The organism is Aquimarina litoralis, from assembly GCF_039523995.1.
Classification (GTDB): Bacteria; Bacteroidota; Bacteroidia; order Flavobacteriales; family Flavobacteriaceae; genus Aquimarina; species Aquimarina litoralis.
This window is the reverse complement of sequence record NZ_BAAAGE010000001.1, coordinates 414826-437837: the sequence shown is the minus strand read 5'-3', so window position 1 is coordinate 437837 and position 23012 is coordinate 414826. Positions and strand designations below refer to the sequence as shown.

The 23012-nt window shown below is 36.8% G+C and carries 16 protein-coding genes; all 16 read left to right on the top strand.

The genetic code is table 11. The features are described 5' to 3' along the window. Window positions 1–32 precede the first annotated feature (32 nt). The 16 genes from ABD077_RS01545 to ABD077_RS01470 all read left to right on the top strand — a co-directional run bounded on the left by ABD077_RS01545 (window position 33) and on the right by ABD077_RS01470 (window position 22975). Complete coding sequence (locus ABD077_RS01545; protein ID WP_343909821.1) at window positions 33–1217, top strand: phage baseplate protein; 1185 nt, start codon at window positions 33–35, stop codon at window positions 1215–1217. Between the two features lie 61 nt (window positions 1218–1278). Beyond that, on the top strand, window positions 1279–2385 hold the full coding sequence (locus ABD077_RS01540; RefSeq protein ID WP_343909820.1) for a hypothetical protein: 1107 nt from the start codon (window positions 1279–1281) through the stop codon (window positions 2383–2385). Window positions 2386–2451: 66 nt separating this feature from the next. Then, window positions 2452–4893, top strand: a complete 2442-nt coding sequence (locus ABD077_RS01535) for a hypothetical protein (protein ID WP_343909818.1) — start codon at window positions 2452–2454, stop codon at window positions 4891–4893. Between the two features lie 11 nt (window positions 4894–4904). Then, window positions 4905–6506: a contractile injection system tape measure protein gene (locus ABD077_RS01530; protein ID WP_343909816.1), complete on the top strand. Its 1602-nt coding sequence runs from the start codon at window positions 4905–4907 to the stop codon at window positions 6504–6506. A gap of 225 nt (window positions 6507–6731) precedes the next feature. Further along, entirely contained in the window at window positions 6732–8129 is a 1398-nt protein-coding gene (locus tag ABD077_RS01525) for an ATP-binding protein (protein ID WP_343909814.1), read from the top strand. Window positions 8130–8893: 764 nt separating this feature from the next. Continuing rightward, window positions 8894–9949 carry a hypothetical protein gene (locus ABD077_RS01520; protein WP_343909812.1) on the top strand — a complete coding sequence of 352 codons (1056 nt, stop codon included), beginning with the start codon at window positions 8894–8896 and terminating at the stop codon, window positions 9947–9949. Window positions 9950–10106: 157 nt separating this feature from the next. Beyond that, window positions 10107–11720 (top strand): hypothetical protein, encoded by a 1614-nt coding sequence (locus tag ABD077_RS01515; RefSeq protein WP_343909810.1) that lies wholly within the window; start codon window positions 10107–10109, stop codon window positions 11718–11720. Window positions 11721–11792: 72 nt separating this feature from the next. After that, window positions 11793–13259, top strand: coding sequence for an eCIS core domain-containing protein (locus tag ABD077_RS01510; RefSeq protein WP_343909808.1), 1467 nt, complete (start codon window positions 11793–11795; stop codon window positions 13257–13259). A 696-nt stretch (window positions 13260–13955) separates the two neighbouring features. Further along, window positions 13956–14651 (top strand): hypothetical protein, encoded by a 696-nt coding sequence (locus ABD077_RS01505; RefSeq protein ID WP_343909806.1) that lies wholly within the window; start codon window positions 13956–13958, stop codon window positions 14649–14651. Between the two features lie 50 nt (window positions 14652–14701). Next, window positions 14702–16261: an eCIS core domain-containing protein gene (locus ABD077_RS01500; protein ID WP_343909804.1), complete on the top strand. Its 1560-nt coding sequence runs from the start codon at window positions 14702–14704 to the stop codon at window positions 16259–16261. Between the two features lie 24 nt (window positions 16262–16285). Then, window positions 16286–17002, top strand: a complete 717-nt coding sequence (locus ABD077_RS01495) for a hypothetical protein (RefSeq protein ID WP_343909802.1) — start codon at window positions 16286–16288, stop codon at window positions 17000–17002. Between the two features lie 54 nt (window positions 17003–17056). Then, window positions 17057–19198, top strand: a complete 2142-nt coding sequence (locus ABD077_RS01490; RefSeq protein WP_343909800.1) for a hypothetical protein — start codon at window positions 17057–17059, stop codon at window positions 19196–19198. A gap of 371 nt (window positions 19199–19569) precedes the next feature. Beyond that, the gene (locus ABD077_RS01485; protein ID WP_343909798.1) at window positions 19570–20274 is read left to right on the top strand and encodes a hypothetical protein; all 705 of its coding nucleotides are present in this window, start codon (window positions 19570–19572) and stop codon (window positions 20272–20274) included. A gap of 250 nt (window positions 20275–20524) precedes the next feature. Then, window positions 20525–21292: an N-acetylmuramoyl-L-alanine amidase gene (locus ABD077_RS01480; RefSeq protein WP_343909796.1), complete on the top strand. Its 768-nt coding sequence runs from the start codon at window positions 20525–20527 to the stop codon at window positions 21290–21292. A 390-nt stretch (window positions 21293–21682) separates the two neighbouring features. Beyond that, the gene (locus tag ABD077_RS01475) at window positions 21683–22354 is read left to right on the top strand and encodes a hypothetical protein (protein ID WP_343909794.1); all 672 of its coding nucleotides are present in this window, start codon (window positions 21683–21685) and stop codon (window positions 22352–22354) included. Between the two features lie 6 nt (window positions 22355–22360). Continuing rightward, complete coding sequence (locus ABD077_RS01470; protein WP_343909792.1) at window positions 22361–22975, top strand: hypothetical protein; 615 nt, start codon at window positions 22361–22363, stop codon at window positions 22973–22975. Window positions 22976–23012 lie beyond the last annotated feature (37 nt).

The following is a 23012-nucleotide window of genomic DNA, read 5'->3' as shown; positions in this document are numbered from 1 at the left end:
ATCTTAAAACCAAAGTAATAAAATACAGTCTTATGGAAATCAATAAAAGAAACAGAACAGAACTCAAGGAATACTTTAAGATTAATGATAAACCTACTCAAGAAGAGTTTTCAGATTTTATAGAAGCTAGCATTAATCAAGCTGAAGATGGGATTGCGAAAGTACAAGGGAATCCATTGTCTATACAAGCCGAAGGAGAGCGAATAGGTACACAAGAGATTGTAGATCTCTATGAAAATTTCACTGATGATAATCCGCAATGGTCTATAAACTTAAACCCAAGGGTAAACGCTGAAGAACCATCAAGCAATCAATCTGGATTTAATATCAAAGACGCAACAGGACAGAGTCGTTTGTTTATAAAATCTGGAGAAGGTACTGTTGGGATTGGTACCATCGAACCTGTGGCTCCTCTTACGGTTAAAGGAAATGCTACTTCTAACAAACCTATCGATGCAATGCAAATTTCTGAAAACACGCTTCTTTTTGGAGGTAATAATACGAATGAGCATAAAGATTCTGCAAAGATTGAAGTAGGAACTACCACTCTAAGAGTATTTGGAAAATCAACGAATAGTGATCCTACTACTAGAAAGCTAGAGATTCTAGCAGATGGGGGAACTGCTATTAAAGGGGCAGTATCAGTTCAAGGAGATATGACAGTAAAAAAATTGAAGGCAGAGAATATTTCTACAAGTACAGATTTAGATAAAGAAGGAGCTAGCCATGATAGGATTCCTACCCAAATGGCAGTAAAAAGTTATGTAGATACAAGGATGCCAAAAGGAGTAATTGTGATATGGTCCGGAAATATTAGTAGTATTCCTGTGGGGTGGGCATTGTGTGATGGACAGCAAGGTACTCCAAACTTATCAGGGAGGTTTATTGTAGGATTTGACAAAGGAAATTCAGAATATCAGATTGGAAAAACAGGAGGAAAAGAAGAAGTTACTCTAACAACAGGCCAATTACCATCACATAGTCATTCAGGAACTACTGGAGAAGCTGGCGAACACGCACATAATTTTACGGGGGCAGCTAAACGAGGAGATGGATCTGGTACAGGAAGTTCTAATGATTATTATAAAGCATTCACCAGAACTACCCAACCTGCAGGTAAGCATAGACATTCATTTAATACCAATAAGACTGGAAGCAATCAACCTCATGAAAACCGTCCACCGTATTTCGCATTGGCATATATCATGAAATTATAAACCAAAAAGAAAAGATTGTAGCAATTACAGAAGATTTAACATCCTAAAAAAATTAGAAGAAGTGGAAATCAATAAAAAAAATAGAACAGAACTTAAAGGGTTTTTTAAGATTAATGACAAGCCTACACAAGAGGAGTTTGCAGATTTTATAGAAGCTGTGTTGAATCAAGCAGAAGATGGTGTCGCAAAAGTACAAGGAAACCCATTATCTGTACAAGCAGAAGGAGAGCGAGTGGGTACACAAGAAGTGTTGGATCTATATGAGAGTTTTTCTGATGATAATCCACAATGGTCTATTAATCTAAATCCCAGAGTAAATTCTGATGCACCCAATAGCAATCAACCTGGTTTTAATATCAAAGATACTACAGGGCAAAGTAGACTATTTATTAAGTCAGGAGAAGGAAATGTTGGTATAGGAACCATAGAACCGGCAGCTAAACTAACAGTGGAAGGGAAAGATACAGCTCCGTTAATTTCTATAACTGATACCACCAATACCCACACTACGATTTTTAAGGTTTCTAAAAAAGAAGGAGTTGCTGTAAAAGGAACATTGCAAGTAGAAGGAAACCTGAAGGCATCTAATATTTCGGATAATGAAGAGCTGGATAATACTACAACTTCTCATGATAAACTTGCGACACAGAAAGCGGTAAAGACGTATGTAGATACACGCTTGCCAAAAGGTCTCATTTCTATGTGGTCCGGACAAGATATTCCCAAAGGTTGGGTATTGTGTGATGGAACTAATAACACTCCTGACTTATCAGGAAGATTTATCGTAGGAATGGAAAAGAATAATCCAGAATACCAAATTGGTGAAAAAGGAGGGGCAAAAGAAGTAACCCTTACTGAAGCACAAATGCCAACTCATACCCATTTAGATAAAGGGCATAAACATAATATAACGGATCCTGGTCATAATCATAATCATGGAAGTTTTAATGGATTGGTTAGGTTTACTGGTAGGGATACTACTGATACAATGGATAATAATCCTGGTGCTGGTAAAGAGTTTGCTTTAAATAATTTTGGAACAATTCAGAAGAATAAAACAGATATTTCTATTAATACTGCCAAAGCAGATATACAACCTACTGGAAAAAATCAACCTCATGAAAACCGACCTCCATATTTCGTTCTGGCATACATCATGAAATTATAATCATTTCAAAAGCCACATTTATAAATATATCATTTTGGAGAATACGAACAACAATTACCTTTTACAATGACAGATACCATCACCATACCTAGAGAATTACCACAAGACAACGCGTTGAGCTATGAATTCCTAAGAGCAGAAGGAATGCAATTGATCCAAAAAATGGCGGCAGATACCTGGACCGATCATAATATCCATGATCCTGGTATTACAATTTTAGAACAAGTATGCTACGCTGTTACAGACCTTGCCTATCGTATGGAATATGATATCCAGGATTTGATAGGGAATAACCACAAGAGTTTGTGCGGCCCAGCAACCATTTTGACTACAAATCCGGTGACCCTTATGGATATTCGTAAGATGGTGATTGATATAGAAGGAGTTAAGAATGCATGGGTAGAAAAAGTAGTTCCTAAAAATGCTAATGAACTTGTACCAAGTATTCCCAAAGGACTGTTTCGTGTGTTTATAGAAAAAGATGGATTATTTGATATTCCTGGTAGTAAGATCATAACTGCCGTTCGAGAAAAATTATATAGCTGTCGTTCTATTGGTGAAGATTTTGAAGAAATTAAACTATTGGATACGCAAGGAGTACGATTACAAGGTGTAATCGAAATTGCTGATAACGTAGACGATATCCATGAGCTTATAGCAAATATGTTACATCGTGTTGGTACCCATTTTTCGCCACGTATTCCTTTTTACACCTTGCAACAACAACTAGAAAAAGGTAAAACAACGGATGAAATTTTTGATGGTCCTCGATTACATCATGGCTTTATGGAAGATCAAGATATCGCCAAAGCCTATCGGAAAGAGGAAATTCAAACCTCGGATGTGATTAAAGAAATTATGGATCAACCGGGTATTTTGGTTATCGATAAACTGGCACTTGCTACAGGAACCAATACGATAAAAAATTGGCTCTTACCATTAGATACTTCCAAAACACCTATTCTAGATGTTGATGGTACCCTATCGCAATTATCCTTTACTTCCAAAGGGCTTACTGTAAGTGTTGACGCAGAACGAATCAAACAACTATATAATCAAAAAAGAACAGAGGAAATCTCTAGATTAGGATCTTTAATAGAAAAAGACATCGTTCTACCTACATCCGATGCACCATTATTAGATCAATACTATCCGATTCAGAATCAATTTCCGATGAATTATGGTATCGGAGAAATAGGATTACCTGATGCTGCTTCTGCTACCAGAAAAGCACAAGCAAAACAATTGAGTGGATATTTATTGTTTTTTGAGCAAACCCTTGCTAATTATTTTTCTCAGTTAGCAAATTTTAAAAAACTAATGAGTTTTGATGGGGACGATACCAGTACATATTTTAATCAAAATTTGTTGGATTGTGTTCCTGGAATTTCAGAGTTGCTAGACAGTCCAGAGAGTTATACTTCTTATCTAGAGGAAATGACTGCTGATACCAATACAGGATTATTAAGAAAAAACAAATTCTTGAATCATTTGTTAGCTCGATTTGCCGAGAAGTTTACCTCTTACGGAATGGTATTAAAAGATACTGCTGATAATCAGGATACTTCGGATAAAAAATTGATTAAAGACAAAGCACGATTTTTAAAGGAATATCCTGCGGTTAGTGGCTGCAAAGCAAAAGGATATGATATCAAAAGTGATCTTTGGGATACCAAAAATGTCTCTGGGTTAGAAAAAAGAATTTCTTTAAAGATAGGGATCGAGGATTACAGTCGTAGAAATCTCGGGAATGGGGAAACCGCAGGTTTACATATGGTAGAACATATTTTGTTGCGATCTAGAAAATCCTATCCCTATCCTTTTGTAGCGAGTTACGGTACATCACCAATTACAACATTTGAAGCTGCTATCACAGATGAGTTTACACGATGTGTCATCGGTGATCATGATGTGCTACCAGGAGAAGAAGTAGAAATTACCAACAATGATAGTTATAATGGTATCCATACTGTATTGGCAGTTGGTGATGACTTTTTTGAGATCAAAGCACCTTTTCAGGAATCAGAATCAGGAGCGGTTTGGAAGCGTACGCACGATATACGATATTACTTACGCTCAGCTGTGGTACATAGTTTTAAGGCATCTACAAATGCAAACCATACTTTTTGTCACATAGGATCACATTCTTTACAAGTTGGTGACCTTGTAGAGATTACCAAAACCACTCATTATAATGGAACGCATACCATTATTTCGATATCCAACAATGGTTTTGAAATCGATGTGCCTTTTACTGAGGAAGAGGAAACAGGACGATGGATGTCCAATAATACTCCACAGGATCCGTATTCTTTGCAGCTCACGTTTATGCTTCCTTCATGGATAGAAAGATATCAGGATGATGATTTCAAAAAATTCATCGCTTTAACCATTCGAGAAGAAACACCTGTGCATATCAGAACCAATATTCAATGGTTGGATCAGGAAGAGATGCAAGAATTTGACCAAGCGTATCATCGTTTCCTTACTGAAATTCAAAACGGATAAAAGACCGGATTATGCTACAGCAAAAACACATAGTTAATAAACAGATTTTAGAAATTCATGTGCCGAAACATTCGGATGCATCGAAGATACAGCATAAATTGAGTTCGTTGTGTAGAAATCAATTGACGACTGTGCTGGATCGTGTGCTTAGCCAAGCGAATGTATCAGAATCATCACTTCAGATTGATCGACTAACATTGGATTTGGGGAATGTGTCTTTGCAAAATTTCGAAACTGCTTTTATCGAAAAATTACAGGAAGAACTCATAGCATATCAACGAGCAAATGTAGTTTTAGAAAAACAAAACAGTGATAACACTCATGAAGAAACACCACTAAGAGCTATCATTCATTATCTAAAGACAGGCGTATTACCTTGGTGGTCAAAACAAGGAAACAAAAATGATTTTCACGAGCAATTAGCACTATTATTAGAACAACCAAGTAGCACATTTATTAGATTGTTAAAAGAGTTGCCTTGGAACCCTACCTACCTACAACGCTTTGTATATGTAAGTACAGAAGATCAATTATTAGCTTCTTTTAAACTGCTTACTAACCTTTCATCTCCTCAGATACTGAGGATTCAAAACAGTATTCTTGATAACATTCAGAAGAAATATACTCTAGAAAGGAAGAAAATAATCAATAGCTTTTGGAAAACAGCTTTCTTAAAATATTCTGTAGCTACTACCGATTTCGCATTCCTAAAAGAACGTACAAAAGAGGTGCTTCTAGATCTGGGGATTGATGAGAAAGAAGAACTTATAGTAGATAATGGTAGGTATGCTTATCAGATCAAAAGATTAGTGGATTCTTGTAGTGCCTTGTATGCACAAAATGCAATAGGAAAGGAGTTTTTTAAGCAAGTATCATCTTTGGTAAATCATCCTTTTTTTGATCGGCTATCGACAAAGATATTGAAAGAGACGAAATCATTACTTACCGATGTAAGCAATACTTCTAAGAAAACTATAGAAGAACTAGATGTCAATAATTTATTGAAGCCTTTAGCATTGCATTTACAAGGATTACAAAAGGAATTGAAACATTTAGGATCAAAGCCAAAATCTATCGCAGCAGAACAGTTGTCTTCACCATTTGATGATACGGATTTTATATCCATACAAAATGCAGGATTAGTATTGTTCTGGCCATTTTTAGAACGCTTTTTTGAGAATATAGGAATTATGAAGTATAAGAATTTCATAGATGAAGCAGCTCGCAACAAAGCAATTTGTGTATTACAGTATTTATGTGATACCAAAGAAGAAGAATTGTTTGAAGGTGATTTACTACTGAATAAAATTGTATGCGGTCTAGATATCGATACGGTAGTATCGCCAATTGAATTATCAGTTGAAGAAAAAGAAATAGCCGAAGGTTTGGTAACTGCCGTAATAGCAAAAGGACCCAAATGGAAAAATCTATCTTCTGATGGATTTAGAGCTTCTTATTTGTGTAGACAAGGTTCTTTGAGAACTAGAGATGGGCATTGGTTATTGCAAGTAAAAAGAGAAACGCATGATATTACATTAGAAAAAATACCATGGGGATTTCATACCATAAAGTTACCATGGATGCAAGAAATTTTGGTAGTAGAGTGGTTGTGATGTAGAGGTATTAGATGTTGGGTTTGAGGTTTGAGGTTTTGTTGTAACACTGAGCTGTCACACTGAGCCCGTCGAAGTGCTGTCGAATCGTTGTCGAAGTGGAGGGCAATGCAAAAAAGAAGTATCATAATGATAATTGAAATATGAAATACGAATACGAGGGCTGAGGTTCTCGAAGTCCTATTGGCGAGGAAGAACTTTAGTACAGTATAAAAAAATAGAGATATGGAAAAATCAACAATCATAGAAACAAAAAATCATCATAAAACTATTACAAACGTAAATAGTAGTAATGCCCAAGTTTTGCAAGCTGAACTTGCATGGTTAAGTTTAGTATTACAAACTCGCTTAGAACTACATTTCCAACAGGAAACACCATATGAATCTGTTGAAGAATTAACTCCTCCAGATATAATGGGTAAGGAAGGAAGTTATACCAACTTTATCCAAGAACACAAACTCAAATTTGCAGAAAGACTGCTACTAATTCTGGCATTAGTACCACATCTAAAACCCGAAGTATTAGATATTCTACTCACTAAAAACAAGGATTATGATCGTAGATATAGTGAGTTTGGAGGAGTATTATTAGAAGGGCATTTGGGATTAATACCTACCGCAGAAACTGCGATGTTTTTATTGGCAGGAGATGACCTCCAAAAACGATTGATATATCATGGATTGGTTACTCAGTATTTTATAGGCATTCGACAAGGAATGATCAGTACGACACCGACTAAAGGAAACAGTCCTTTACTAAGCAGTATATGGATGGTATCTAATGAATATGTAGCCTCCATACTAACAGGAATACCCTATCAAGCAGTATATAGCCCTGATTTCCCTGCACAACAGTTGCATACAAAGTTATCGTGGCATGATCTCATCGTCTCTAGATCTACAGCACGTAGCTTACAGGAAATCAGGGATTGGGTAACCCATGGGCAAACAGTTTTAGAAACTCTAGAACTCGGCAAGCGATTAAAACCTGGCTACAAAAGTTTGTTTTACGGACCACCAGGAACTGGTAAAAGTATGGCTGCCGCATTATTAGGAAAAAGTACAGGAAAACAGGTGTATAAAATAGACTTGAGTATGACGGTTTCTAAATACATAGGAGAAACCGAAAAAAACTTGGCAAAAGTATTTGATCAGGCACAACAACACGATTGGATCTTGTTTTTTGATGAGGCCGATTCATTATTCGGACAGCGTACACAGGTAAGCAGTGCTAATGATCGATACGGAAATCAGGAGATTGGATATTTACTTCAGCGTATAGAAGATTTTCCAGGAGTGGTTATTCTTGCTAGTAATTTGAAAGATAACATAGATGAGGCATTTACTAGAAGATTTCAATCCATGATTGAATTTACAATGCCTGGTGTTGACGAACGTTATCAATTATGGCAACAATCTTTTGCAGATAAATTACCATTAGATACTAATGCAGACTTATGGCATATTGCCGAACACTATGATATTTCTGGTGGATTGATGATGAACGTGATACGTAAATGTACACTGCAAGCAGTAACCCATGAAAAAGCAACCATCTCTCAACAAAACCTGGAAACAGCTATAAAACAGGAGTTACAGAAAGAAGGAGTAATTATAAGTTGAAAAACGTCAGTTCGAGTGATCACCTGAAGTGTAATGGAAGGTGATTGTATCGAGAACCTTTTAAGGTACAAAGTAAAAGTATTTAGATAGTCACACTGAGCTTGTCAAAGTGCTTTTTTACCTACAATTTGCTTCGACAAGCTCCCTTAGCATAAAATCAAAGAATAAATAGATACAATTATGGGACTGATATGAAAACACAAAAAGATAAAACTCAAGAATCTCATAAAGCTAGTATTGAAAAAATTACCAAAGAGCCTGGTGATGGAGGTATAGCCGAATTAACAGATAATCGTGCAACCACGGTAGTTCAACGCAAATTACAAGACAAGATACAAACGACATTACCAAATACGATCCTGGTTCAGCAAAAACAGCAACCCAAGGGCTCTGCTCGTTTTCAGCAAATAGCTGCAACCATGGGAAAAAACTATGGGGTAGATACTTCGGGTTTAGTAGCTACTCATAACTCTTCATTTCCGGCTCAGGTACATGCAGAGGCTACGATTCAGGGCAATAAGATTGATTTTGCCCCGGGGATGGATACTGAGTATAATATACGTCATGAGGTTGCCCATGCGATAGATAATACATTACATGGTACACCCAAAGGGAATAAACACGTAAATGGGACACGTGTAGATACCACCCGCGAAAAGGTAGTAGATCGCATAGCGAAAAATGCAAGTCTCACAGAAAACACCAATATACAGAACACTGAAAATGAAGGGGGAGCAAAAGTGTTGCAGAGACGATCAATGCGTATGAGCGGTATACTAGCTACCATGAGAAACGTTTTAGGCTGCGATTGGCAGGCAGCGAACGAGGTTGATCGGGGAGAAGAAGATACCATGATTCCGGCAATGACAATCACGCAGGATATCGGAGGTAATAATCTTGTCCTGAATTGTGTGAATGTTCATGTTACCATCGCGCCAGACGCAAATAACCTAGATCATGCCGTAATCGATATAGAAACCATGGATACGGATCAAAATGAGGTTCGGGTGGATCTGGATACCACCGTTTCAATGAATTTCCAAGGGGTACGAATCGATTTGGCAAACCCTTCGTTATGGAAAGGCTGGCTTCAGGGTGCTGTTGGTTATTTGATGGGCATGGGTACAGTGACCCCACCAACCATTAGACAGGCAAGAAGGAACTTTGCAGGTTTGGGGTCAAATATCCAAATTGATAGTGGAGAACTATTTATTTATGGAAACTGGATGAATCCCAATCCAACTCGATACCCGAACTCAAGAAAAAGACAACGTACTGCCCAACGTATACGAATTAACAATTCGAGCATAGAAGTAACTGCAGAAGACGCAAGGGGCGTTACCCTAGAAGCTACAGCAGAGAATGGCACCTACCGAACCTATCGCGAAAAAACAAAGGTGGATCGTAGAGGTGCCCTTAATTTAAGGAATGTAAGAAAAAAGGGCGCATCAACCACAGTAATCAAAGAGATAGGTACGGTAGCGTTGGATAGTGATATCACCGCAGCTGGAAGAGGCGTGGTAGGTTGGCGTATCAATGGAACAAAAATAAAATTAGTGCCCTTTGTGAGCGCTACCATACAGCATAGTAATGTGGATAATTTAGGTAACGGTAACCTTACAGTGCTTGTTCGGGGATTAGGGTTTAACAATACATTAAATATACCAATGCGTCAATGGATTATCACCGCAGTAGATATCAGAGCAGCCATTAATACCAGTATGACAGTCGGACCCATAATCAACGCTCTAATTAGCTTAAAAGATCAGGACCTTACGATGCTTCAGACGGTGGGGAATGCCACTGCTAATCATCTATAAAAAACGAAAGCAAAGTTAGAAAGCTAGGCTTAAGCGTAACACAACCAATAAAAAAGAAATGACCGATCCAGATATAATAGAGTTTATATTGTTCTACATTTAATAGTCTTTATGGACAATGTGTCGCTATGAATTATTTATAAAAAGTCAAAGGATTATGAAAACACAAAAAGAGAATACGCAAGAATCACAGCACTCGATTACCCCGATAGTTTCTACTGAAGCTAGTAACGGAGGTACGGCTCAATTAAAAGATAACCGTACCTCTTCTATCGATCAAAGAAAACTAAGATCAGGAATGGATAGTACTGAGAAAGGTGGTAATATTAGTTTCGAGAAACCCAAAGGTTCATTACGTTTTCAGCAAATAGCTTCACAAATGGGACAACAGTATGGTGTTGATACTTCTACCTTAAAAGCAACACATAATTCATCATTTCCGAATCAACTTAATGCAGAAGCCACCATACAAGCAAATAATATTCATTTTGCTCCAGGTAAGGATACTGATTATAATATAAAACATGAAGTGGCGCATGCCATAGATAATACCCTACATGGTACTCCAAAAGGAAACCACTTTGTGAATGGGTATGCTATCGATACCACCCGAGAGCAACATGTGGATCGTATGGCAAGAACACCGGTCAAAAATCAAGGGCTATCCATACAGCGAAAAGCAGTACCCAATTTTTCAACAATCGGAAACAAGGTACCGGTACAAAGAACGGTAAGACACGCCAATACCATTCGAAGCATGTGTGTCGGAAAAACAGATAGAAGCCAAAACGGTGTAGCATTAAATCCAGCACAGCAATACACTAGTAGTCAGGATATTATACAAGATTATAACAGAGGTGGAATTACTATTAATATTATGAGGTTGCTTATGCGCGCCATGGGTCTCGATCGAGATGGAAAAACCCCTGCTGTGGATACTCATGGAAATTACCTACCTATCTATGATCCGATGAATAGATCCGTACAAAGAGGGAATGCACTTCTAAATTATCTCCAAGCAAACAATCACCCGCATCATTACGCACTTTTAAATGCGATGATAACCAAAATAAATAGGGTCTTTGGGATGTCGGCTTTACCCGAGTTTTGGAGCGGTGGACATATTGTATTTAATGATAATGGCACATTCTACCAAAGGCTCATAGCATTAGCACAGCCGCTTGCTGTAGTGAATGCAGCTAATGTTACCCTCCCCAAAAATAATCTCGCAGGGTACACATCTTCTCATGTCAATTACCCAACCACCATGATGGGCGGTGGTGGATTTTGGGATGCGAATTCTCAAGCCAGGACTGCGGGGGCAATGATGACCCGAAGACCTGCGAATAGAGAAACATCTCACTATCCGGGTAATGCTGCCAATTTTGCAAATTTACCGGCAGGAGTACCAAATCCACCTCCACAATATGGCGTGGATATGCCGTCGAGAATGTTAGGATTTAGAGGCGAACATGTCCTATTTGGATTGACCTATACAGGAAAAACCTTTGTACAAACAGAAGGTGCCGGTTTTCAAAATTTCTTTCAAGGATCTGTTATGCATGGCATCGGAGGGATCAAAAATGTGGGAGCAACAGTTATAAATCAGGGGGTAGGGAGAGAAGTAATCAAACCACAGACCGGGATGTTTGGAAGTTCGAATCTAAGCGAGAAAGGAAATAATCCAAGGTTTTTAGATGAAGCCAATAATAATACGGTAAAAGATACCTTTATGAGAATCATGTATGATCTTATGGATATTACGATTTAACTGTTATGGCTGAATTTGTAAACGGTACTTCCAATACGTAGCGATAATACGATTAATTAGGAATTGAAAATGATGAAAACACCACAAGAAAGCATTCAAGAACCACAAAAAGAAACGGTACAACGTGTACAACAAGAATCCAGTACAGGTGGCGAAGCTACTATGTTAGATAATCGACCTTTTGTCGCGATACAACGTAAGCTAAAATCAGCTATGGGTAGTGTTGATAATAATCCTATCCAGCGAAAAGCGAATCACACAGGACTACCCGATACCCTAAAATCCGGTATCGAAAACCTCTCTGGCTATCGTATGGATGACGTAAAAGTACATTACAACTCTAGCAAACCAGCTCAATTGCATGCACACGCTTATGCACAAGGCACCGATATTCATATAGCACCGGGACAAGAAAAGCACCTGCCGCACGAAGCCTGGCATGTCGTACAACAAAAGCAAGGAAGGGTAAAGCCTACTAGACAGTTAAAGAGTAAAGTAAATATTAATGATGATGTGGGGTTAGAAAAAGAAGCTGATGTGATGGGGGCTAAAGCAATAAAACATTGGCAACCCAGAGGAAAAACCATTCATCAAAACCATAATACCAATCAAAGTATTTTACAATTACAGGCATTTGATACCGAAATTGATGTTAATAAACTAAATATTATAGGAGAAAAACATAAGAGTTCTGATAAAAGGAGAACTGCAGAAGAGAAATATGTAAAGGAGTATCTTAAAATTCAATATTGGAAAGAAAATCAATTGAGACATCAACTGGAAACAGATCAGCGTTTTGTCTATAAATATCATTATGGCGATTCGCCAAGTTTACTCATATTAGATAGATTGTCAATGGTTTCAGGAATTTTATATGAATTTACAAACGATCACGAAAACGTAAATATCAACCTAAAAGCGAGAGCAAAAGGAGAACAATTTCTTATAGATTCTACGGATTATATACAAACAAACTTTGAATTAATGAAGAATGAGGAGCCTGATAGCGTTATGGATATAAAAAGTAAAAACTTATACCGAAATGTGGCAAAACTGAATCTACAACTAGAGATACTGAAGGACGGTCTAAAAAAGAAGGGGTCTGAAAACGAGTTAGTTCAGGAAGATATGGAGCAGTTGCTTTTAAATATTGAAAAAGTAATAAATCACAAGAGCGTTGTTGTTACGGAAAGTGATGAAAAAATAACAGGAGTATATATTTTTAAAAACCAAAAAACATTTCAGGATGATGCGGATTCATTTAGTCGTAGAAGAGGACGGCATATGCAGCAATTTGCAGAAACGTATGGAGATCAATTACCCGGAGTATGGAAAGTAGGAGATGCACATATACAACAAATCCAAGACTATGAAAATGAATTGGATGAAGATTATGAGAGAACAAACTATACACTGATCCGCAAAGCTACTTTTGATAAAAAATTCGGTAATATCGATAGAATGAAACGAGGTGATTTTGACATGTTCAAATTTAAAATAGGAACTAAGAAAAATTCGAATAATAGAATGAATTTTTAACGGGTAATTTTATACAATAAGTGGAATAAGTGGAATAAGTGGAGCAAGTTGTGGTTAGTTTAAGTTACTAACCCCATTTAACATAGGGTAAACCCCTCACCAAAGTACTTCGAAGGATTAAAACAATACTTCTAAGCATCATTTTAATCCTTCGAAGTACCATCTTAAAGGGTATTACCCCAAAAAGAAGTACTTTTTTGGATTAACTTGATCCTTTTTTGATGTATTTTTAAGGTTCAAAAGGATTTGGTATGGGGTTAAAAGCCTTAAAAAAACTCCTTCAAAATGTTATTTTAATCCTTAGAAACAGTTCTTTAACGCTTCGAAACAGTTTCCGAAGGGGTAAGACCTAATAAAATAACATGCAAAAACATCAAATAACTCATATTTTGATTTTAGAGATAGGGAGAAGGGGCTTAGGTAAAGGGATACTTCTCATGTTCTATCCAAAACAGGGTAACGTTGATGTATATATAGCGGTATTTATGCTAAATCGGATCTAGAAAAGAGGAGTAAACGATGCTTTTTACTCTCTCTTTTACATAAGTAAGGTTGCGTTGGTACTGTGATCATTTTTAATAAATCTAACACAGTTCGATACAACCAATGTCGCAATTCTTCTCATATTTACCGGTTTTGTGATAGTCGCTAGGCGTTTTATGATACTATTTTTGAAACGACATAAATCAGTACACTATGGAAGATAAAAAATCAATGTATTCGCTCAGAAAAACAATCGGAATTTTAGGATTAGCATTACCCATGCTTTTATTAGTATCACATCAACAATTACTTTCTAGTATGAGTCATTATTATTATACTGCTGGAGGTGTTTTCTTTATCTTAATATTATCCGCTTTTGGCTTGATTTTGATAAATTATAGAGGATACCCCAAACAAGAAGGAGAGTCCTATAGCGATCGTTTAATCACCACGGTGGCGGGAATATGCATTTTGATTACAGTATTGGTTCCAACCAAATCCGAAAACCCATTAGGGAGTTTATTTTTTACAGACACTCCTTATTTATTTGGGCACGAATCTAACGGTTTTCTCGGAGCTATTCACTTATTGAGTGCAGCTTTATTTTTCATGTTGTTGGGGTATATGAGTTTTTCCAAATTTGTATTAAATCATAATGCATCTGCGTCTAGAAATCGATTGTTTAAAAGATGCGGAATTATAGTCTGGGGATCCATAGGCATGCTAGTCGCTATTTTTGTGTTGGAGACGATTCTAGGAATCAATTTCGATGATATTATCCCAGCGTATACTTTTTGGTTAGAGTGGGTTGCTGTATATGCTTTTGCAGTTGCATGGTTGGTAAAAGGAAGAATTGATAAGGATATACAGGATGTTATGAAAAAATTTACAGTATTCGCCGAGCAATAAATACAGTTACCAAAATCTATGATGAATTATCAAAAAGTAACATTGATCTCATGAAAACACCACTTGATAAAACGCAAGAGTCACAGCAAGAAACAGTACAACGCTTGGTACATGAGCCTAGTACTGGCGGTGCCGCTGTGATTGTAGATAATAGACCCGCTACAGTAATACAAGGTAAGTTAAGAGCTCGTTTGGAGAGTACAGGTTTTAATACGAACCCCATTCAACGAAAAACGTATCCTGAGCGTAGTCGAAAGAACAACACAGGATTACCCGATCATCTAAAATCAGGGATCGAAAACCTATCCGGCTACAGTATGGATGATGTCAAAGTACATTACAACTCTAGCAAACCTGCCCAATTGCAAGCACACGCCTATGCCCAAGGAACGCATATCCACTTGGGACCAAGACAAGAAAAACACCTACCTCACGAAGCCTGGCATGTTGTACAACAAAAACAGGGCAGAGTACAACCTACCAGACAGTTAAAAAGTAGGGTGCCTATTAATGATGATACAAGCTTGGAGAGAGAGGCAGATGTTATGGGAGAAAAAGCACTTGGGATGCAAAATGAGCAGAAAAATTCTTCTGTTTTGACAACCCATGCTCATCAAGGGGATACTTTTACAAGTGCGTATCATCCGGTTCAACGAATAGCAAGCGATAAAAAGATCGTACAAAGAGTTATAAAGATCGGAGAAAAAAATAAACCCGAAACTCAAGAAAAACTGGATAAAATTAAGGACGTTTGGCCGATTGTAGAAACCTTTCAACCGATTCAAGATCTGGAAGTTGATGAAAAGGTTCAGGCTAAAAACATACTTAAGAAATGGATGAAGGCCCCTGCAAAATCAAATATATATTTAAGAACATCTGAAAACAGATTATACGGAAGTTATGGAGAACTTGCCAGAGCCCTGGCAGGGGAAGTGAAAAGTGCTGAAAATTTAGCACAAGAAAATGCACTTTCTCGAGAGGTACAGCAAAGTGAGTATATCAATGAAGGCGTAACAGCATTTATGACCCGATTGAAGGAATGGCATGAAGATATTATAAGCGACAATGACAATGAGAAGATAAAAAATGCAGCAACCAATGTTCGCGGACGATACAGAACCTATTATGGTACATTGCAAATACAGTATCTTTTTAGCCAAGGAACAACTATACAAGAGGCGATTAACAAGCTTCCGAAAAGCCTGAATAAAAGTGTTGCCATCGCAGCAGATTATGCGATGTTTATCAGAAAACGGGTCTCCGGATGGAGCCCACAAATGGGACCCCATCTAAATAAAGCGCGAACCAATCACTGGAATCCAAATGAAGAAGCAGATTGGACAAAAGAAGCTCGAGAACATCAAGTACCATTAAGTGCAGGACCATCTGCGACTACAGCACTTGTTATGGAACTTGGACGTATCATAGGGGCAACCACAGCAGAAAAGGAAGCGATGGCTTGGGGACTTTTTTCGTTTTTTAATCAACGTCTTAACAAGAACGTTTCTGGGACGCATAGATTTCATGAGGTGATGGTTGTGGCCCAAGCATACGGTGTGCCCTATACAGAATGGGTTACTTCAGAACTCCCTGAACAAACTAATTTATAGGCGTAAACTAAAACTCAAAATACGATGTACAAATTTTATAGACACTCCAATAATCAATTTGTAAAAGAAGGCATTTTGATACTAGAAGAAGCAGGGGCTGTACAGGATACTTCGGGAAAAATTATACACAAAAAATTGTCAAGAACGCTTTTTTCTCCAAGAAAAACGCTGGTAGTTAAGGTACTGAGATGGTTATGTGAACAAGAAAAAGAAACACTTGTTAGAAAAACATTAGCATTAGGTCTATTACTAGCACAAACCATCAAAGAGCAAGATAGACACTATTATGATGAGGTGTTTGCGTTGTTATTTGACCGTTGTCATACTATAATTAATCAGGATAAAGAAAACGTATTCCTATTAGCCAGAATATTAGGCGATATGGGAGATGATCATTTTGATTGGGAATATGCTGAAAAGTGGTATAGTAAAATTGCAGTTCATCTATCGCCAAAAGATATAAAAGAGAATCAAATAGGTCTAAGAAGCATATTATCTTGTGCATTACGAGGGCTATCCGGTTTGGCCATGAGAAAGAATAATTTAGAGCTTGCCTGGCAGTATGCTATGAAAGACTATGAGTTATATTCAAAAATGCAAAAAACGCATGGTCAAGACATTCTCTTTTGTCTCAAAAATTTATTACAGATTGCAAAAAAGACAGGTAGCATTCAGAAAGCGAATGAAATAAAAAGTCAGATAGATAATTTACAAAAGAACCCCGATGACGAGGATCTGTGATCCGTGTTACGACTTTATTTGCCTGTAGAATCAAGCAAAAATGAATTAAATACAATGAAAATACTACAAGAAAATACTTTAGAAACGGTACAACCCGTTGAGCAAAAGTTCAGCATAGGTGGTAAAGCTACCATTGCCGATAACCGTTTTAATACGGTAGTTCAACGTAAGCTAAAATCAGCTATACAAGGCTCAGAGGAAACCATCCTAACCAAGCCACAAGGTTCTGCCAAGTTTCAGCAAATAGCCTCACAAATGGGGCAACGCTATGGAGTAGATACCTCAACCTTAAAAGCTACTCATAACTCATCTTTTCCGGCAAGAGTGAATGCAGAGGCTACGATAGAGGGTAAAAACATTCATTTCGCACCTGGTATGGATACCGAGTATAACATCAAACACGAGGTGGCGCATGCGATTGATAATACGCTGCATGGTATGCCAAAAGGAGATGCCTTGATAAATGGTCATAAAATAGATACTACCCGAGAGAAAAAAGTGGATCGGATGCTTTATGATACTAGAATGGTGCAGCGAAAAGAAATGAATACAACGGAGGGGGCGATACCATTGTCATCAGATAAACCTGTAGTCCAAAGACGTGCGGTGGACAATAGTTTGAAAAATTTAGAAGCTGTTTCAGACCCTGTAAATTATGTGAATGATAATGCGGAGAATAACTGGTTTGTAGTGCTCGATCAGTATGAGAAAAATATCTTAGAATTTAATTCAGAGTCCCCTAATACAACATTTGGAGCAAATGAATATGGCCCTGAAGTTTATGGTATGAATTCATTATTAATTTACCGAAAAGAGATAACCGAGCGATTACTAGAAGATGCGGTGGAACCTGTGAAACAACATGAAGAAAACGAAAGAAAGGAATTTATGAAGACTACAGGAGAATCTGCGTTTTTCCATAATGGAATTATGAAAAAGATTTTGATTAATGAACCAATTCGACCTTTAATAGGGAATGTTCCTGGAAGTACAAATCCCACTTCGGACATCGATGTAAATCTAAGTGGTGATGGTAGTGAATATGCAGTATACTGGTTGAATCAAGAGTTTAAAAATAGATACGGCAATGGTAGAGAATCTGGGGTAGTTTATGATGTGAATTTTTATGCTCAGGATTTTGTGCCTAAAAAAGTATTTGCATTAAAAGGAAACGGAGAATTAACTAAAACCAATGACGAAAAATATTATGACTCTGATAACTGGAGAACACATCAAATAAAAAATGCTAGGGTACAAAAAGAAGATGAAAAAGAACAGGAAATTGCTTCTTTATTTATGATGCGTGTCAATATGACCGATGCTGATTGGAAATATTATAAAGATCAATTAGAAGATACTACCAATCAAAACCCAGAAGTAGTACCGCAGCAAACTTTGTTAGAGGTTGAAAGAAGATACACAGAAAGAAACCAACGGCTAAATCCAGCGGCCAATAATACTACCAATTTACCAGCGGATTTAGGTAAAATTGAACCGGAGAACAGGGAGTATGAAAAGGTTTTGGAAGATGAAGTCAGCATAGCTAGGCTGAGATTTGAATATTGGAAAAGCAAACTAGAAAATTACCCTAAAGATACCTATGTGCAATTTAAAACGGATCGATATTATATGGAGCTCAAAGCTGCGAAGTCCAAAGCACTCGCCTATGCCAATGAAGCTTATTATACTCAGGGAGCAGTTATCGGAGTGGTTGTTAATAAACAGATACTGGATAATATGTACAAGAATGACAGGTCTACTAAATTCTTAAAATTAAAACTCACCCCAGCTGAATATTATCACGGATTTACAGAGCAGATCGGTTTTGCCTTTCATAGTTTAAATAAAGCGGAAGGTATGGATGATCTGATACGAATGGGCAAATATGTGCACCGGGCCTACAATCTATTTAAGCATTACTGTTTAGTAAAAGATAAACAATATACCAACTATTTCTCAGAAGAAGAGCGAAGAGCTGCAAGTGATTGGGAAGGTGTTAAACAAGGTAAAGAATATGATTCAAATTCAGGAAATTATGTTGATTCCACAATTAGTAAAGAATTTGGATTATGGAATGTATTAAGAAGATTCACCGGTTCATCCCTATGGACAATTGGTATGGAGAGTAGAAAAAGGGTTATTAAAGAACGTTTAATAGAATTAAAAATAAAATTTGATAGAGCCCGAACAGAATAATGGAGAGAAATTCTATAAGTAGGGTTCATATTCTTTTTTAATACATGTAGCACTATTGAATAACACTAAAGAATTACAACATCGGCGACCAAAAAGTGAGCCAAAAGAATCGATAGTAGGAAGTAAGTCTGCTATGACAGACAATAGGAGCAATCAATGATGCAACACAAACTAGAATCTAGAGTAGTGTAGAACATAAAAACACCCCGCTCTGCAAAGTCTCCTGACTTCTTAGCTACTACAATGATAGGTTAACCTTGCTCTGCGAAGTTGTAAACTTTGAATAGCAAAATTCCCTCTCTTTACCGGTTTTGTGATAGCCGTTAGCTGTCTTGTGATACTACTTTTGGGAAAACATAAATCAGTATATCATGGAACATAAAACATCACTCTATTCACTAAGAAAAACAATAGGAATTTTAGGATTGGCATTGCCATTATTACTGCTGGCAGCGCATCAGGATTTGATCTCTAGTATGAGTCATTATTATTATACCGCTGGAAGTGTATTTTTTATATTAATCTTATCCGCTTTTGGCTTGAACTTAATCAATTATAAAGGCTATCCCAAAAAAGAAGGAGAACTACTAAGCGATCGGTTTGTTACTACGGCAGCAGGTATTTGTATTTTAATTACTGTATTGATACCTACGAAATCAGAAAACCCTTTGGGGCAATTGTTTTTCACAGGATCTCCATATCTGTTTGGGCACGAGTCTAATGGATTCCTAGGGGCAATCCATTTGTTGAGTGCAGCCTTATTCTTCATTTTGTTGGGTTATATGAGTTTTTTCAAATTTGTCTTAAATCACAATGCGTCAGCATCCAGAAATCGACTGTTTAAACGATGTGGTATTATCGTTTGGGCATCTGTAGGAGCGTTGGTTGCTATTTTTGCACTAGAAGCCATATTAGGAATTAATTTCGATACTATTATTCCTGCGTATACCTTTTGGATCGAGTGGGTAGCAGTATATGCATTTGCTGTTGCATGGCTGGTAAAAGGAAGAATCCATCTGGATGTCGAAAAAATGATGAAGACTTTTAGTCAAGAAAAAAGTTTGGAGAAGCATTAGGACGTTGTAAGAACTTTTTTGATTTGCAAAAACATCTCGCTAAATCCCTCTATCATTTCGAAAAGCTCCATGACCTGAGGGACTTCCTATTTCCTTACTTAATAGCTAGGGTTAGTCCGAATGTTTCTAAGCTTATACAAGTTCATACAGAATCTGTCGCAATTTTCCCTCTATTTACCGTTTTTGTAATAGTGATTGTATAGAACTGCCAGTAATTTTGAGGTATTAATAATTATAAATTCGATGAGGTATGAAAGCTACCAGTATTGCCAAGCATGAGAAAAGTTTTTTTGATACCGGAAGAGATACTGCCGGTAAGGAATTTATTTTAACACCAAGTTCCGTTTCTATTAAAGGAAGTCATGAGAAGATGCCATATGTACAATGTCGTACAAAAAATGGAGACACTTCTTTTTATGTAAAAGAAAAACATACCAAAAATCAGATTGTACTACATTATACTGCTGGTTATCTAAAAGGAGATGTAGCCGCCTTGTCTAGACCCAATCATAGAGTATCTGTACCATTTATTATAGCCAGAAATGGAACGATTCTTAATATGTGGTCTTCGGCTTTTTGGGCTTATCATTTAGGCTCTAGAGCAGTAGGTGGAAATACAAACGGAGGTAGAAGAACCATTGCCATAGAAATGTCTAACATTGGATTTTTGAAAAGAATCGGAGACAATTTAGTGACTGTATATAATGATAATGATGTGTATTGTCATATCAGTGACACACAGTTTTATACCCAATTAGATATTCCGTTTAGAGGAGAACAATACTTTGCGACACACACGGCTAAACAATATAAAAGCTTGGCTTTGTTACTTAAATATTTAACGGCAGAGTATAACATTCCTGCATCATTTTTACCAGAAGATAAGCGATATGGTATAGTGGCAGAAGAAGAGTTAGTGAATTTCCGAGGAATTACCTCTCATGTAAATTATAGATCTTCGGGTAAATGGGATATAGGTCCTGCTTTTGATTGGGATCAATTAATTAATCAATTATAGTTTATTGTTTTTGCTAGAAATAAGTTTAAATACAAGACAATTAATCTAATTACGATATTCAATTAATACAACGTTCCAAAGCAGAGCTTTGAAAGTCTTTTTCACCAGTGTAAGATTTGTTTTACGTTTAAAAATCCTGAAGCCTTGGAAGAATTTTAGGAAAATAAACCTGGTTTTTAGTATTACTAAAAAACACCTTGAAAAAGTGCCTTTTCTTTTGTTTCGTTTTCTTTGGGCAAGCAAAGAAAATGAAAAATAATTTGGATAGATATTTATTGTCAAAAGTCGGAAAATTACTTCAATTTGCCGTTTTTGTGATATAGAACAAGGGGTAATTCCCTGTAATTTTGAATCAAAATAATCCCTTAGATTCATTAAAATTCCCTTAAAATGAGACAAATTCAAACACAAGTTATACTGTTGCTAATAACAGTGATGCTGTCGGGCTGTGCCAGTTACGGACCCAAAAACAAAGACCTTACGGCAGTATTGTCAAACACCCAACGAAACCTGACAAGCCTACAAGAAAAAATTACAGCTTCTAGTGAACCAAAAGAGAAAGAGGCTTTTGAAAAATTAGTAGTAAAAAGTAAAGAGTTATTTCCGGTATTAGAAAATTGTAATGATAAGTATGCATTGACTCCAGAATATGTAGCTACGCTTAAAGAAACAGAAAGAATTGTGGGTGATCTGGCCAGAAATTATGAAACTATTCCTGATAAGGAATATATCATCAATGCTATCTATCAGGATTATGATGCCAAATTACAGACCATCAATAATACTGCGAAAAATGATGCAACGACAAAAATTAAAGTAATTGTAAATTCAAATGAAGAAGAAGGATTTTTTGTGTTCGGAAAATTGTCCTTTGAGCAGGGACAGGATATTAAAAGATTTCGGTTTAACCAACCTACTCAAAATGCTGTTCAGGATTTTGTGCCTGGGTATTATTTATTTTGGTTAGAAAAAGATGGCCGAGTAGGAGCGCCAGAACTACATCTGATTATGAGTAATGGTGGCGAGGAAGAGAAAACATTGGTATTACAAACCCCAAAATAAGATATCATGTTAGTAGCAAAACTAAAAGAAGTTTGGAAAGAAATTACATTGCTAAGTACCTGGATAGCTTCAGTAGCAGGAGCGTTTATCATCCCATTACCATCTTGGCATGCATCGGATGATAATACCGTGTTTTTGATGAAATTTGGAGTTTTCATCGCTACGGCGCTAGCAGGTTTTCTGATTTTATATTCTTTAAAAAATAAAATGATCCAAACGTGGATGCGATTATCCATTAATTTCATTGTTATTTTAATAGGAACCTATGCTGCCTATCATTTTACCAGGGAAGCAAAAACATTACCATATTTAGAAAAAGACATCGTGATCGGTAATGAATTTAAGAATAGCAATCCTTTTGAAGCGTTCGAAGCTTCTCATGGATTTTTACCAGCTCGAAATGAACAGATGATGATCCTATTGGGAGATCCAGAGAAAGCATGGACTAAAGAAAGCATTATGACTAATAGAGTACAGTTAATGGTATTATTATTCTTATGTTATTTGTTTTCCGCTGGATTTATCATCTCCTTTTGTAACCTAATGATTTTGTATAAAGAAAAATATACAATCAAGGTAGAGGAAAAGAGTAGTGGCGATACGCTTAAAGAAACAGTCTGAGTAAGGATTTTTATTCTGAAGCTATGATATCTCATGA